This is a genomic window from Arthrobacter sp. 08Y14 (assembly GCF_002929455.1).
Taxonomy (GTDB): domain Bacteria; phylum Actinomycetota; class Actinomycetes; order Actinomycetales; family Micrococcaceae; genus Arthrobacter_B; species Arthrobacter_B sunyaminii.
Map to the genome: position 1 here is coordinate 681,743 of NZ_PJIX01000003.1, position 14,427 is coordinate 696,169.

Annotated in this window: 15 protein-coding genes; 12 read left to right on the top strand and 3 right to left on the bottom strand. The window is 66.8% G+C overall.

Annotated elements, in window-relative coordinates:
- The first annotated feature begins 37 nt into the window (after positions 1–37).
- Complete coding sequence (locus CXR03_RS15465; RefSeq protein ID WP_258073708.1) at positions 38–1,327, top strand: pitrilysin family protein; 1,290 nt, start codon at positions 38–40, stop codon at positions 1,325–1,327.
- Positions 1,328–1,404: 77 nt separating this feature from the next.
- Here CXR03_RS15465 and CXR03_RS15470 read toward each other — a convergent pair whose 3' ends face one another.
- Positions 1,405–1,692: a MoaD/ThiS family protein gene (locus tag CXR03_RS15470; protein ID WP_104104586.1), complete on the bottom strand. Its 288-nt coding sequence runs from the start codon at positions 1,690–1,692 to the stop codon at positions 1,405–1,407.
- Entirely contained in the window at positions 1,693–2,865 is a 1,173-nt protein-coding gene (gene moaA, locus CXR03_RS15475) for a GTP 3',8-cyclase MoaA (RefSeq protein ID WP_181034637.1), read from the bottom strand.
- 38 nt (positions 2,866–2,903) lie between these two features.
- Between moaA and modA the strand changes: the two genes are divergently transcribed.
- From modA to CXR03_RS15520, 9 genes are all read left to right on the top strand, one after another.
- The gene (modA, locus tag CXR03_RS15480) at positions 2,904–3,674 is read left to right on the top strand and encodes a molybdate ABC transporter substrate-binding protein (RefSeq protein WP_104104587.1); all 771 of its coding nucleotides are present in this window, start codon (positions 2,904–2,906) and stop codon (positions 3,672–3,674) included.
- Positions 3,675–3,723: 49 nt separating this feature from the next.
- A complete protein-coding gene (locus CXR03_RS15485; protein WP_104055392.1) occupies positions 3,724–4,524 on the top strand; it encodes a molybdenum ABC transporter permease in 801 nt (266 codons plus the stop codon).
- Positions 4,525–4,652: 128 nt separating this feature from the next.
- Positions 4,653–6,191, top strand: coding sequence for a molybdopterin-dependent oxidoreductase (locus CXR03_RS15490; RefSeq protein ID WP_104104588.1), 1,539 nt, complete (start codon positions 4,653–4,655; stop codon positions 6,189–6,191).
- Positions 6,192–6,238: 47 nt separating this feature from the next.
- Complete coding sequence (gene glp / locus CXR03_RS15495) at positions 6,239–7,585, top strand: gephyrin-like molybdotransferase Glp (RefSeq protein WP_104104589.1); 1,347 nt, start codon at positions 6,239–6,241, stop codon at positions 7,583–7,585.
- Between the two features lie 110 nt (positions 7,586–7,695).
- Complete coding sequence (gene moaC, locus CXR03_RS15500) at positions 7,696–8,184, top strand: cyclic pyranopterin monophosphate synthase MoaC (RefSeq protein ID WP_104055395.1); 489 nt, start codon at positions 7,696–7,698, stop codon at positions 8,182–8,184.
- Complete coding sequence (locus CXR03_RS15505; protein WP_258073682.1) at positions 8,181–8,699, top strand: molybdenum cofactor biosynthesis protein B; 519 nt, start codon at positions 8,181–8,183, stop codon at positions 8,697–8,699. The genes moaC and CXR03_RS15505 overlap by 4 nt, the downstream gene beginning before the upstream one ends.
- Complete coding sequence (locus CXR03_RS15510; RefSeq protein ID WP_104104590.1) at positions 8,689–9,153, top strand: molybdenum cofactor biosynthesis protein MoaE; 465 nt, start codon at positions 8,689–8,691, stop codon at positions 9,151–9,153. The genes CXR03_RS15505 and CXR03_RS15510 overlap by 11 nt, the downstream gene beginning before the upstream one ends.
- A gap of 47 nt (positions 9,154–9,200) precedes the next feature.
- Positions 9,201–9,968, top strand: a complete 768-nt coding sequence (gene dapB / locus CXR03_RS15515) for a 4-hydroxy-tetrahydrodipicolinate reductase (RefSeq protein WP_104104591.1) — start codon at positions 9,201–9,203, stop codon at positions 9,966–9,968.
- 31 nt (positions 9,969–9,999) lie between these two features.
- Positions 10,000–10,461, top strand: a complete 462-nt coding sequence (locus CXR03_RS15520; RefSeq protein WP_104055399.1) for a hypothetical protein — start codon at positions 10,000–10,002, stop codon at positions 10,459–10,461.
- Between the two features lie 36 nt (positions 10,462–10,497).
- Here the strand turns inward: CXR03_RS15520 and CXR03_RS15525 are convergent, their stop codons facing one another.
- Positions 10,498–11,664 carry a heparan-alpha-glucosaminide N-acetyltransferase domain-containing protein gene (locus CXR03_RS15525; protein ID WP_104104592.1) on the bottom strand — a complete coding sequence of 389 codons (1,167 nt, stop codon included), beginning with the start codon at positions 11,662–11,664 and terminating at the stop codon, positions 10,498–10,500.
- 118 nt (positions 11,665–11,782) lie between these two features.
- On the opposite strand from CXR03_RS15525, the gene dapA reads away from it, so the two are divergent.
- Together dapA and CXR03_RS15535 are read left to right on the top strand one after the other, a co-directional pair.
- Complete coding sequence (gene dapA, locus CXR03_RS15530) at positions 11,783–12,715, top strand: 4-hydroxy-tetrahydrodipicolinate synthase (protein ID WP_104104593.1); 933 nt, start codon at positions 11,783–11,785, stop codon at positions 12,713–12,715.
- Between the two features lie 6 nt (positions 12,716–12,721).
- Positions 12,722–14,413, top strand: a complete 1,692-nt coding sequence (locus tag CXR03_RS15535; protein ID WP_104104594.1) for a ribonuclease J — start codon at positions 12,722–12,724, stop codon at positions 14,411–14,413.
- The last annotated feature ends 14 nt before the right edge of the window (positions 14,414–14,427 follow it).

Here is a 14,427-nt window from a genome sequence, read left to right on the forward strand (position 1 = left end):
TCCGCTGACCACTCTTCCCGGCGAACCGTCCCTGGTGATGGGAACTCCGGGAGGCGCCGTCGTGCACCGTTCCGTCCTTCCGGGCGGCGTGCGCGTACTGACCGAGGCCATGCCCGGCCAGCGAAGTGCGACCATCGGTTTTTGGGTTGGTGTCGGCTCGCGGGATGAAGCCGCGGGCCGGCACGGCTCAACCCACTTCCTTGAACACCTGCTGTTCAAGGGCACCACGCGCCGTTCCGCGCTGGACATTGCGCTGGCCTTTGACGAGGTTGGCGGGGAATCCAACGCGGCCACGGCCAAGGAAAGCACCTGCTATTACGCACGGGTGCTGGACACCGATCTGCCGATGGCCATTGACGTCATCACGGACATGATCACCTCCGCGGTCCTGGACCCGGAGGAACTGGAGCAGGAACGCGACGTCATCCTGGAAGAAATCGCCATGGATGCCGATGATCCCGCCGACCTGTGCCACGAAAAGTTTGCCGAAGCCGTGCTGGGCGACCACGCCCTGGGCCGGCCCATCGGCGGCACCCCCGAAGCCATTAAGAGTGTTCCGCGCGAAGCCGTGCTGGAACACTACCGGCGCTACTACCGCCCCTCGGAACTGGTGGTCACCGCCGCCGGGGGACTGGAGCACGACGACGTCTGTGCCATGGTGCTCGAGGCCCTGAAGAAGGCGGGCTGGGATCTGTCCGAGGACGCCGTTCCGGCTCCCCGGCGGAACACCGAACCTGCCGTCATCACCGGCACCGTCGGTGTCCAGGTCATCAACCGCCCGGTTGAACAGGCGAACGTGGTCATGGGCTGCCCGTCGCTGACGGCCACCGACGACCGCCGCTTTGCCATGAGCGTCCTGAACACCATTCTGGGCGGGGGCATGTCCTCGCGCCTGTTCCAGGAGATCCGCGAAAAGCGCGGTCTCGTGTACTCCACGTACTCCTTCTCCGCGTCCTACGCCGACGCCGGTTACTTCGGCATGTACGCAGGCTGCTCACCGGCCAAAACCCGCCAGGTCATCGACCTGATGGGCAGCGAGCTGGAACGACTGGCGGCTGAGGGCGTGGACGAAGCCGAGCTGAAGAAGGCCCGCGGCCAGATCGCCGGCGGCATGGTCATGGCGCTGGAAGATTCCAGCTCGCGCATGTCACGCCTGGGCCGGGCCGAGTTGGTCAGCGGAGAGTTCATCGACATCGACGAATCCCTCGCCCGCATCGGTGCCGTCACCGCAGAGGAAGTGCAGGCGCTGGCCGCCGAACTGGCCGCCGCCCCGCGCACCATTACCGTGGTGGGCCCGTTCAAGTCCGCGGCGGAACTGGGCTTCTAGACTCTTTACGAAAGGCACACCCGGCGTGGACTGCGTCCCGGGTGTGCCTTTGCCGTTTAACCGCCGAGCTCCGGAGCCTACCCGCCGGCGAAGGGCGGCAGAATGTCCACAGTGTCTGACGCAGCCAGCGGCAGGGACCGGTCCCGGGCAGCAAACCCGTTGACCAGGAACGTGCTGCGCGAAATCACACTCTTCAGCGGGGGAGTGCCCCCGGGGGCCGAATCATGCCGGGTGGCCAGAAAGTCCAGCAGGTCACTCAGCGGGGCACCCTCGGCAACGCCGTCCACGCCGGGCTCCAAACCGGCCAGGATCTCTTCTTCCACGCCGGCCGCCGCCTTCGCGGCTCCAAAATATCGAATCTGCACTTAGCCGCCTATCGCGCTCATGGTCCGGTCCGGCTGCACGTAGTCAGCGTCTCCCAGACCGGCATGGTCCATTCCGTGGGCTTTGGGCTTGCCCCACATGGCGTCCTGCCAGCGGGCCGCCACCTCGTCATCGCCGGTTCCGGTCCGGAGAAGTTCCATCAGGTCGGTTTCCTCGTGCGAAAACAGGCAGCTGCGCACCTTGCCCTCGGCCGTGATCCGCGTTCGCCGACAGTCCGCGCAGAACGGTTCGGTGACCGAGGCAATGATGCCCACGATGCCGGCAACAACATCGGGAGCGCTGCGTCGCCGGACTTCCCAGCGTTCGGCGGGCGCGCCGTCGCGCTGCCGCGGATCAGGAGTGAGCATGAAGTCCCGTTCCAGCCAGCCGCGGATCTCCGCCGCGGAAATCATTCCCTCCCGGGTCCAGCCGTGGTCTGCGTCCAGGGGCATCTGCTCAATAAACCGCAGCTCAAAGCCGTGGCTGACGGCCCATTCGAGCAGGTCCGGTGATTCGACGTCGTTGATGCCGCGCATCAGGACCGCATTGATCTTGATCAGTCCCAGCCCCACGCGCGCCGCTTCCTCCACTCCGGCCAGCACCCGGGGCAGGAACGGCCGGCGGGTCAGCTGGGCGAAGGTATCCGGATGCAGCGAATCCAGCGACACATTGATACGGGTCAGACCGGCGTCCTTGAGCGCCTGCGCTTTTTTGTCCAGGCCCAGACCGTTGGTGGTCAGCGAGATGGGAAGGTCCGGATGATTGCTGCGGATTCCCGCGACAATGTCCACCAGATCGGCTCGCACGAGGGGTTCGCCACCGGTCAGGCGCAGTTCCCGGACTCCGAGCACGTCCACGCCGATCCGCACCAGCCGGATAATCTCCCCGGCGCTGAGGACCCTGTCCTTGGCCAGCCAATCCAAACCCTCGGCGGGCATGCAGTAGGTGCAGCGCAGATTGCACTTGTCTGTTAGGGAAAGCCGCATATCGGTGGCCCGGCGTCCGTACCGGTCCAGCAGCCCGTCGGCGCTGCGGACGCCGGCTGCCGCCGCCGAGCCGTAGGCAACGGGTCCGCCGTCAGGAACGCCGGAGTCCCTCGAAACGGGGGCGCACCCGGCGGAGCCGGCCGCGCTTGGAGGCGAGCCGATGGACGGCATTCCCAGCTGGATACCCATGGGTCGAGGTTACGCCCTTTCACGGTTAGGCTCTATCAATGCGTTTTATCCGTCATAACCGGCCACTTCTGGCTGCCGCTGCTGCACTGCTGGCTGTTGCGGCCGGCTGTTCCGCGCCCGCGGACAGCGGCGCCGGGACGCAGGCACCCGACATCACGGTATTTGCCGCTGCTTCCCTCACCGATGTGATCGAAGCCATGGATGAAGCCTACGACGGCGGTGGTCGGCTGCGCATCAACCTCGGCTCAAGCGCCCAGCTAAGTGGACAGCTTTTGTCCGGTGCCAAGGCCGACATCGTCATCACTGCGGACCTAGAGGCCATGGACGCGGTCCGGGAGGAGGGGCTGACAGCGTCCGGCCGGGTAGTCGCCGGAAATGCCACTGTCCTGGCGCTGGCCCCCGGGAATCCAGGGAAGGTGAGCTCCCTTGCCGATTTGTCCTCGGAAGAAGTTCAGACTGCCGTCTGCGCAGCCTCAGTGCCGTGCGGCCGGGCTGCGGCGCGCGTGCTGGAAAGCGCCGGTGTGGCGCTGGACGGGGAAAGCCGGGAGGACAGCGCCCGGGCGGTCCTGACCAAGGTGACAACGGGACAGGCGGATGCCGGGCTGGTGTACCAAACCGACGCGCTCTCGGCTGCGAACCAAGGGGTGACGTATGTTGAACTGAATGATCCCGAACCGAACCAGTACCCCGCGGCCCTGACTGCGGAGGGAGCGAAGCATGAGGCAGCTGTCCGATTCTATGAGTGGCTCACAGGTGAGGACGCCGCCCGGATCTTCCGCGAGGCAGGTTTCCTTCCTCCGGGGCAGTGACCGGGGCAGTGGCAGAGGCATTGACCGTGAGCCGGAACGGGGCAGCGCAATGAACCGTGAAGCACGAGCCACCACGCCGGCATGGCTATGGGTTCCTGCATCGCTGGCGCTGCTGTTCTGCGCCGGCCCGGTGGCGGCGCTCCTGCTCAACGTCCCCTGGACCTCGCTGGGCTCACTGCTGACCGCCTCCGAAGCCCGCACCGCGCTGGGACTGTCGCTGGCCACGTCTGTGGGCTCCACGCTGATCTGCGTAGCGCTGGGCCTGCCGCTCGCGGTGCTCTTCAGCAAGCTGTCCGGGCCATGGATGCAGTTGCTGCGCGGCATCCTGCTCATTCCGCTGGTGCTGTCCCCGGTGGTGTCCGGCATTGCCCTGCTGTACTTCTGGGGACGGCAGGGAATAGCAGGCCGGCTGCTGGAATCCGCAGGCCTGGGCGTGGGTTACTCGCCGGCCGCGGTCCTGATCGTGCAGGTGTTTGTCTCGCTTCCGTTCTTTGTGGTGGCATCGCTGAGCAGCCTGCGGGCCGTTGACCATGACCTGGAAATGGCCGCCGCCACCTCCGGAGCCGGGCCCACCGCAATCCTGCGCTACATCACCGTGCCGCTGGCACTGCCCGGCATCATTGTCGGAGCGCTGCTCGCCTTCGCCCGTTCCCTAGGCGAGTACGGCGCCACCATCACCTTCGCCGGCAGCATCGAGGGCCGCACCCGGACCCTGCCGCTGCAGATCGAGCTCAGCCTCAACTCCAACCAACCGGAAATCGCGCTGGGGATCTGCCTGATCCTGATCTCGCTCTACCTGGTGCTGCTGGCGCTGGCACGCTTCGGAGTGGCACTGCTGCTGCCGCGCTGACCGGCCCCACCGGGCTTCTCAGCATCCGCCCAGCCGGTACCGATAGAACAGACCAGCAGGAGACCAGCGGAAAACAAAACAGCGATGGACAACCCATCGGCGGCGGAACATCAACAGAAGCGAGCGGCATGATACGCACGGCCTGGAAACTCTCCCTGTGGGCCGCCGCCGGGGGCATCGTGGCGGCGGGCCTCGGCGTGGTTGCCGGGGAGCTTTCGGCAGCGCTGATGAGCCCGTCGCTTTCGCCGGTGAGCGCGGTGGGTTCCGTGGTCATCGACGGGATGCCGGGGCCGGTTAAGGACTGGGCCATCGGCCTGTTCGGAACGGCGGACAAGGCGGCGTTCCTGGTGGCCATGTCTGCGGTCATCGCGCTGTGCGGTGCGGCTGCCGGTGTCCTGCAGCTGCGCCGCCCGCCGGCGGGCGCCGTCGTTATCGGTCTTTTGGGTGCGGCCGGTCTGGCCGCCGTGCTGACCCGGGCGCAGATGAGCGTGCTGTCCCTGCTGCCCCCGCTCCTGGCCGCCGCGGTGGGAGTCCTGGTGCTCCGGGCGTTGACCACCCGACTCGGGCGGTGGCGCGATTCGCTCCCCGAAGAAGCCGGTGCCCGGCGGCGCGATGTTCTAATGACCATCGGCGGAGGGGCGGCGGTGGGCGTGGTGGCGGGCGCACTGGCCAGCGGTTCACGCGCGGGACAGGTGAACGCGGTGGCTCTGCGCGACGGTGTGGTCCTGCCCGCTGCGGTTACCCCGGCAGCGCCGGTCCCCGCCGGAGCGGATCTCGGGATCACCGGGCTGGACCCCGTGGTTACACCGGCCGCAGATTTTTACCGCATCGACACCGCGCTGAGCGTTCCGCTGGTCGATGCCAGCGAATGGACCCTCAAGGTCACGGGCCTGGTGGACCGGGAGGTGGAGATAAGCTTTGCAGAGCTGCTCGCCAAGCCGCTGCAGGAAAGCTATGTCACGCTCGCGTGCGTTTCCAACGAGGTGGGCGGCAGCCTGGTCGGCAACGCCAAATGGTTGGGCTGGCCGGTCCGGAACCTGCTTGCCGAAGCCGGTGTTCAGAACGGTGCCGACATGGTGCTGTCCACCAGCCGGGACGGGTGGACGGCTTCCACTCCGCTCGAAGCCCTGACGGACAACCGCGACGCCCTGTTGGCCGTAGGCATGAACGGTGAACCGCTGCCGCTGGAACACGGCTTTCCGGTGCGCCTGGTGGTGCCGGGCCTGTACGGGTATGTGTCGGCGACCAAGTGGGTCACGGAACTGAAGGTCACCCGGTTCAGCGACGAAGTGGCCTACTGGACCGAGCGCGGCTGGACCGAACGCGGGCCGATCAAGCTGTCCTCCCGCATCGACACACCCTCCCGGGGTGCTTCTCCGGACGCCGGAAAAACCACTGTGGCCGGCATGGCCTGGGCTCAGCACACCGGCATCCGCGGGGTGCAGGTAAGGGTCGACGACGGCGGTTGGCAGGACGCTGACCTGGCTCCGGCAATCTCGGCCGACACCTGGGTGCAGTGGTCCGCCGGCGTTGATCTGAGCCCGGGTGAACACACAGTCACCGTCCGGGCCATCGACGCCAACGGCACCGAACAGGATGAAACACAGCGCCCGGTTGTACCCGACGGTGCCACCGGCCTGCATACAATTCGGGTGAATGCCAAGTAACACCCGCTGTCCCCGTCTCGTTAAATTCGCCCGCCCCAAGGAGTCCGGTGTCCACACCCACCACCACGCCAGCCGATGAGCCGGGGGCTCGTCCAGCCGGTCCGGGCGCGCCGCGCAGCGTGGCCGAGCATCAGGAGGCCGTGCTTGATCTGCTCGCGGCCGGATTCCGCGAGCGCCCGCCGGGTCAGGAGGACACTGACCTGATCAGCGCCCGGGGACGGATTCTGGCAGCTGACGTCGCTGCCCCCGGCAACCTGCCGCCCTTCGCGAACTCGCAGATGGACGGCTACGCCGTTTCCTCCGCGGATCTGGCCGGGCCGGGGAAGCGCGTTGAACTGGCGGTGGCGGCAGCCATTCCTGCCGGCTCCGAGCCTGCTGCCCTGGCACCGGGCACAGCCGCACCCATCATGACCGGGGCCATGCTCCCGTCCGGGGCGGACGCCGTCGTGCCCATTGAGCAGGCGGTGCCGGACTCGTTTCCGCCCGCTGCAGTAAGCCCTGCAGCCGGTACCACGGCCGAAGCGGAGGCCCGGCCAACCGTTGCGCTCCCGGCCGAAGTTCCCGCCGGACAATATGTGCGCGGCGCCGGCAGCGACATCCGCGCCGGAGCTGCGGCCCTGCCGGCCGGGACAGTCCTGGGGCCCGGGCAGCTGGGCCTGCTGGCAGCGCTGGGTCTGGCACGGGTGGCGGTGCGGACCCGGCCCCGGATCCTCCTGCTGACCACAGGTGACGAGGTGGTGGAACCGGGCCGGCCGCTGCAGCCGGGACAGATCCACGATGCCAACACCACTCTGCTGCGGGCCCTGCTCGAGGAAGCCGGAACCACAGTGCTGCTCACCCGGGTACTGGCCGACTCGCCGGAGGAGTTCCGGACCCGGCTGCAGGAGGACCTCACCTCCATGCAGCCTGATCTCGTCATCACCTCCGGCGGCATCAGCAAGGGTGCCTACGAAGTGGTCAAGCAGGGGCTGGCCGACCAGGATGTGCGGTTCCTGTCGGTGGCGATGCAGCCCGGCGGCCCGCAGGGGATCGGCAGGGTTGCGGGCATTCCGTTTCTGGCGTTTCCCGGCAACCCGGTCAGCTGTGTGGTGTCCTTTGAAATGTTCCTGCGCCCGGCGCTGGGCTCGGTGACCGGGCTGCCCCGTCCGCGCCCGGAACTGCCCGCGCTGCTGACCGGCGACGTTCACAGCCCCGCAGGCAAGCATCAGGTCCGGCGGGGCCGGTACCGGCCCCCCGCCGAACCCGGCGGCACCGGGCAGGTGGAACTGCTGGGCGGAGCCAGCTCTCATCTCGTCCATGCCCTGGCCTCATCCAATGCCCTGGTTCATCTGCCCGCGGGGCGGGAATCCTTCCCCGCCGGCACCGAAGTGACAGTATGGCTGTTGGACCGCTAGCCCAAACCCGGATTCCGACCAACACCAAAACTCCAAGACCAACCAAGACTGTATATACCAGCACCAAAACCAGGCGTGGAGCCCAGCTTCACACACGAAGGGAAATACTCATGGCCGGCAGCGACGAGCAGCAGCTCGGGCTCACCCATGTCCGCGAAGACGGCTCCGCCCACATGGTGGATGTCTCCGCCAAGTCCGAAACCACGCGCGAGGCCACGGCGCAGGCCCGGCTGCGCACCACCGCCGAGGTGGTGCAGCTGGTGTCCGAGGGCGGACTGCCCAAGGGGGACGCCCTGGCCGTGTCCCGCATCGCCGGAATCATGGGCGCCAAACAGACCTCCACCCTGATCCCGCTGTGCCATCCGCTGCCCCTGACGAAGGTGACGGTGGACTTCGAAGCCGGGGAAGCCGACGTCGTCATCCGTGCCACAGCGAAGACCAAGGCCCTCACCGGCGTGGAAATGGAAGCGCTGACCGCGGCGACGGTGGCGGCCCTGACCCTTTACGACATGATCAAAGCGGTGGACAAGCACGCCTCCATCAGCGACATCCGGGTGCTCGCCAAATCCGGCGGCAAGAGCGGAGACTGGAGCCTGTGAGCACCCAGCCCAACGTCCCGCAGCACCCGCATCTGCAGCTGCGCCGCACCGCGGCCGTTCTCATTGCTTCCACCCGCGCCGCCCGCGGCATCTATGAGGATGAATGCGGCCCCCTGGCCGCGGACTGGCTCTACGCACTCGGGTTCGACGTTGTGCTCGCCGAGGTGGTGCCCGACGGCGACGCGGTGGGGGAGGCGCTGCAGCGGATGCTCGCGCTGGAGCCGGCAGTGATCCTCACCAGCGGCGGGACCGGGCTCAGCCCCGACGACCGCACCCCTGAACAGACGCTCCCGCTGCTGGACCGGGAAGTACCCGGGATCATGGAAGCGCTGCGTGCGGACGGCCGCACCAAAACCCCCATGGCCGCCATCAGCCGCGGCCACGCCGGAACCGCCGGACGGACGTTCATCGTGAACCTGCCCGGCTCGCCCGGGGCCGTGGCGGACGGCCTGGCCGTGCTGGAACCGGTCATCGGCCATATCTGCGGACAGCTGGAAGGACACAATGAGCACTGAGAGCACAGGCGGCAACGGGACGGAAAGTGCCTCCGAGGTCATCAACGCCACGGTCTCGGACCTGCCCCTGGACGCCGAGCATGCAAACGCCGCAGCCTGGTCGCCGGCCTGTGGCGCCGTGGTGGGGTTCAGCGGAATTGTCCGCAACCACGACGGCGGCCGAGGCGTCGCCAGCCTGTCCTACAGTGCGCATCCCAGCGCCGAAGAGGTCATTGCCGCGGTGGCAGCCGACATTGCGGCGAAATATGACGGCGTCCGGATTTGGGTGGGGCACCGGACCGGACCGCTGCAGATCGGCGACGCCGCCCTGGTGGCCGCCGTCGCCTCCGCGCACCGGGGCGTGGCGTTCGCCGCCTGCTCCGAACTGGTGGACACCGTCAAGGAACGGGTGCCTATCTGGAAGGAGCAGGGATTCCAGGACGGAACAACCGAGTGGGTGGGCGTCAGCGGCTGACCCGGCCGGTGTCACGGGGGCTTCGCTGTGACCGGTAATCTGGAGGCATGACTGAGCAACTAGCCGTAGCCGTCCTCGGGGCCGCCGGCCGCATGGGATCCGAAGCCGTGAAAGCCGTTGAAGCTGCACCGGACCTCAAGCTGGTGGCGGCACTGGGCCGCGGGGATTCGCTGGACACCCTCGTCTCCTCCGGTGCGCAGTACGTCATTGACCTCACTGTTCCGGACAGCACCGAAGCCAACGTCCGCTTCGCCGTCGAGCACGGCATGCATGCCGTGGTCGGCACCACCGGCTGGGACGCGGACCGGCTGGAACGCCTCTCCGCTCTCTTGGAGGAGCATCCCGGCACTGCCGTCCTGATTGCTCCGAACTTTGCCCTTGGCTCAGTCCTGGCCACGGCGTTTGCGGCCCAGGCTGCCCGGTACTTCGAGTCGGTGGAAGTCATTGAGCTGCATCACCCGGACAAGATCGACGCGCCGTCCGGAACAGCGGTGCGCACCGCAGCGCTGATTGCGCAGGCCCGTGCCGACGCGGGAGTGGAACCGTCACCGGATGCCACCACCAAGGAAGTTCCCGGCGCGCGCGGCGCGGACATTGACGGCGTCCGTGTGCACTCCGTCCGGCTGCGCGGACTGGTGGCACACCAGGAAGTGCTCTTTGGAGGCGCAGGGGAGCAGCTCACCATCCGCCACGATTCCTTCGACCGGGCATCCTTCATGCCCGGAGTCCTGCTGGGCGTTCGCGAAGCCGCAGCGCACCCGGGACTGACCGTCGGCCTTGACGGCTATCTCAATCTCAGCGCGTCCAACTCCTGAACGCCGCACCCCTGATCGCTTAAGGAACACGTTGTCTTTCTTCTCCGGGCTTTTCACGAACAAAGCCAAGATCGGCGTTTTGCTGGTCACCCTCCTGCTGGTGTTTTACATGGTGGTCGCGTTCCAGCGCGGCTGGACGCTGCTGACCGCTGACGAGCTCAGTGCCAAGGCACTTGGTGCAGCCTATTTGGTGCTCCCCATCGTGGGAGCCTGGGCGCTGATCCGCGAACTCCAGTTCGGTGCCAAGACCGAAAAAATGGCGCACGTTCTCGCTGACGAGGGCGGGTTGCCGGTGGACAATCTTCCGCGCACGCCCGGCGGCCGGATCATCCGGGAGGCTGCCGACGCCGAATTCCCGAAATACCAGGCCGAGGTTGAGGCTCAGCCAGCCTCCTGGCGCGCGTGGTTCCGGCTGTCCTGCGCGTACGACGCCGCCGGGGACCGTAAACGCGCCCGCAGTGCCATGCGCCGCGCCGGAAGCCTTTATAAATAGCGGTTCCGGAACGCTTCCTCCGGCGCGGGGATAAGGCTATGTGCCGGTCCGGGAGCCCTGCCGGACCAGCTGTGAGGCACCGTGGGTCACCAATTCCAAGGGTCCGCGGGAACCGAGTTTGAGAAAACCAATACCGATGCCGGCAGCCGCGACGGCTGAAAGCCAGAACAGCAGCACCGGATCCGGCGGCGTTGGAGAGGCATCGGTGACGGACATGACCCACACATGCAGGCTGTACAGGGTCAGTGTCATGGCCCCGGCGGCGGACAGCGGCAGCAGCAGGTTGGGCCGGGCCCGGGTCAGCAGCAGGCAGACACCGACGACGGCGGCCGAGGTCCCGGCTGTGTGAAGCAGGTCCAGCGATGTTCCCGAGTGGGGGCCGCTGACCGCGAGCCACCACCAGGATCCGGTCTGTTCCACACCCGCCAGGTTGACTTCCATCATCCGCGCCAGGGGCCAGATGCGTCCGGAATTGGTGTCCAGGATGGCGTCCAGCCCGCCCTGCTCCAGCAGCAGGTAATAGCTGAGGAACTTCGCTCCGGCGGCGGCAACAATCCCGGCCGCAACCAGACCCGCCTGAACTGTCAGTTCCGCCAGCTTCAACCGGCCGATGAGCAGTCCGATCAATAGGTAGCTCAACCACTGGAACACCGGATAAAAACCGGTGAAGAAGACATCCGCGGCCAGCGTTCCCGGCTCCAGGAACGCCTCCCAGCCGATATTGCTGCCCAGCGTGGCGGGAGAAACATGGGTGTAGATCCAGGGCCGGACCAGATAGGCGACGGCGGGGGAGAGCAGCAGCCAGCCGCCGGCCCACAGCGCCAGCTTCGGGGCGCGCATGCCTACAAAGGGCAGGGCCAGCAGGAACAGGACGCCGTAATGGAACAGGATGACGGCGATGGAGGTGTCCAGCCCGCCGAGCGTCAATCCGACCAGGGCGATGATCAGGGCACGCATGGCGATGCCGCGGCGGTCCGCTGACAATGCCCGGCCGGAGCGCGGCTGGCTGCCCCCGGTGAGCAGCGCCAGGCCAATCCCGGCCACTACCGCAAACAGGGCCGAGGAGCGGCCGGAAAACACCAGTCCCGTCCAGCTCGGCTCACCGGTCTGCTCGTTGTACAGGGAAAAGATGTGGGTCGCCATCATGCCCAGAAGCGCAACGCCCCGGGCCGCGTCGATGCCCGTAAGGCGCCGTCCGATCATGATCCGATCGTCTCACAACGGCCCTCAACTTCCGCAGCGCCGCCGGGATGGCTTCACGGGCGCCGCGAACAGGGTGCGCATTGTCCCAAGGATGCGTGCACCGGGTAACGTTTTACCCATGGCTGACTCTGATATTCGTGCACTTCCGTTTGGAACCCTCGTCACCGCAATGGTGACACCGTTCACCGAGGACGGAGCCGTGGACTTCGACGCCACGGCCCAACTTGCCAATAAGCTGGTGGAAGACGGCTGTGACGGCCTGGTGGTTTCCGGAACCACGGGTGAAACCTCCACCCTGGAGGACAGCGAAAAGGAAGACCTGTTCCGGGTCGTCGCCGAAACCGTGGGCGGCCGCGCGAAGGTTATTGCCGGAACCGGAACCAATCACACGTCCCACTCCGTGGAAATGGCCCGGCGGGCGCTCCGTGCAGGGGCCGACGGCCAGCTTGTCGTGACGCCGTATTACAACAAGCCCACCCAGGCCGGCGTCGTCGCGCATTTCGAAGCGGTTGCCGCCGCCACCGACCTGCCGATCATGATCTACGACATTCCCGGCCGTGCCGGCATCGCGCTTTCCACGGACACCCTGGTCCGGCTCGCCAACATTCCCTCGGTCCTGGCACTGAAGGACGCAAAGGCGGACTTCGCTGCCGTCACCCGCGTCCTGGCCAACACCACCCTCGATGTCTACGCCGGCGATGACGGCCTGACCCTGCCGTGGATGGCCGCCGGAGCCGTGGGCGTGGTCAGCGTGAGCGCCCACGTGGCCACCGCCCAGTTCCGCGCACTCGTGGATGCCGCCGCCGCGGGGGATTTCGCCACCGCCAGGCGGATCCATTTCGAACTGGATCCCGTGGTCCGCGCTGTCATGACCCACATTCCCGGCGCCGTGTCCGCCAAGCAGATCCTGAAAATGCAGGGAGTCATTCCCAACGCAACCGTCCGGCTGCCGCTCGTGGGCCCGGACGCCGTCGAAATGGAAACGATCCTGACAGACCTGGCCGAAGCCGGCTGGGACTTCTCCCGTGCCCGCTCCGAGAGCAAGGCGTAGGGCACCATGATCGAAACAGCGGATTCCGCCCTGAGAACCCCGCCGGCCCTGGCAGAGGACACCCTGCGGATCGTTCCGCTGGGCGGCCTTGGCGAGATCGGCCGCAACATGGCCGTCTTTGAGATCAACGGCAAGCTGCTGATCGTGGACTGCGGCGTCCTCTTTCCGGAAGAGAACCAGCCGGGCGTTGACCTGATCCTGCCGGACTTCTCCTACATAGAAGACCGGCTGGACGACGTCGTGGGCGTGGTTCTTACCCACGGCCACGAGGACCACATCGGTGCGGTTCCGTACCTGCTGCGGCTGAAGCAGGACATTCCGCTCATTGGTTCCCAGCTGACCCTGGCCCTGGTGGAGGCCAAACTGCAGGAACACCGCATCAAGCCGTTCAGCTTCACCGTTACCGAGGGGCAGGTGGAACAGTTCGGGCCGTTCGAGTGCGAATTCGTGGCCGTGAACCACTCCATTCCGGATGCCCTGGCCGTGTTCATCCGCACCGCCGGCGGAACGGTCCTGCACACCGGCGACTTCAAGATGGACCAGCTGCCGCTGGACGGCCGGATCACTGACCTGCGGGCCTTTGCCCGGCTGGGCCAGGAGGGCGTGGACCTTTACATGGCGGACTCCACCAACGCCGATGTTCCGGGGTTCACGACGGCTGAGCGGGAAATCGGCCCGGTGCTGGAGGCCCTGTTCGGCAAGGTGAGGAAACGCATCATTGTTGCGTCCTTCTCCTCGCACATCCACCGGGTCCAGCAGGTCCTGGACGCGGCAGCCGTGCACAACCGCAAAGTCTGCTTCGTGGGCCGATCCATGGTGCGCAATATGGCCATCGCCGAGAAACTCGGGTACCTCAACGTCCCGGACGGCATCCTGGTGGATCTCAAGAATGTTGATGACTTGCCCGATGACCGGCTCGTGCTAATGTCCACCGGATCCCAGGGGGAGCCGATGGCGGCCCTGTCCCGGATGGCCAACGGTGATCACCGGATCCGGGTGGGAAGGGGAGACACCGTCATCCTGGCCTCGTCCCTGATTCCCGGCAATGAGAATGCCGTCTTCCGGGTCATCAACGGCCTGATGAAGCTCGGCGCCGACGTGGTGCACAAGGGCAACGCCAAGATCCACGTTTCAGGACACGCCTCGGCCGGTGAACTGCTGTACACCTACAACATTCTCAAGCCGAAGAACGCCATGCCCGTCCACGGGGAGACCCGGCACCTGATCGCCAACGGCAAGCTTGCCGAAGCAACGGGCGTGCCGGCGGAGAACGTGATCCTGGCCGATGACGGAACAGTGGTGGACCTGCGCGACGGGAAAGCCAGCGTGGTGGGCGCCGTGGAGTGCGGCTTCGTCTATGTGGACGGCTCCAGCGTCGGCGAGATCACCGACACCGACATCAAGGACCGTGTCATCCTGGGCGAGGAAGGCTTCATCTCCGTTATCACCGTGGTCAACCGCAGCACCGGCACCATTGTCTCCGGTCCGGAGATCCACGCCCGGGGCTTCGCAGAAGGCGACGCGGTGTTCGACGAAATCAAGCCCAAGATCAGCCAGGCGCTGGAAGAAGCGGTGACCTCCAACAAGGACCACACCACATACCAGCTGCAGCAGGTGGTCCGCCGCGTGGTGGGCACCTGGGTCAACCGGCGCCTGCGCCGGCGCCCGATGATCGTTCCGGTGGTCCTGGAAGCCTAAGCTCCGAATCGTCC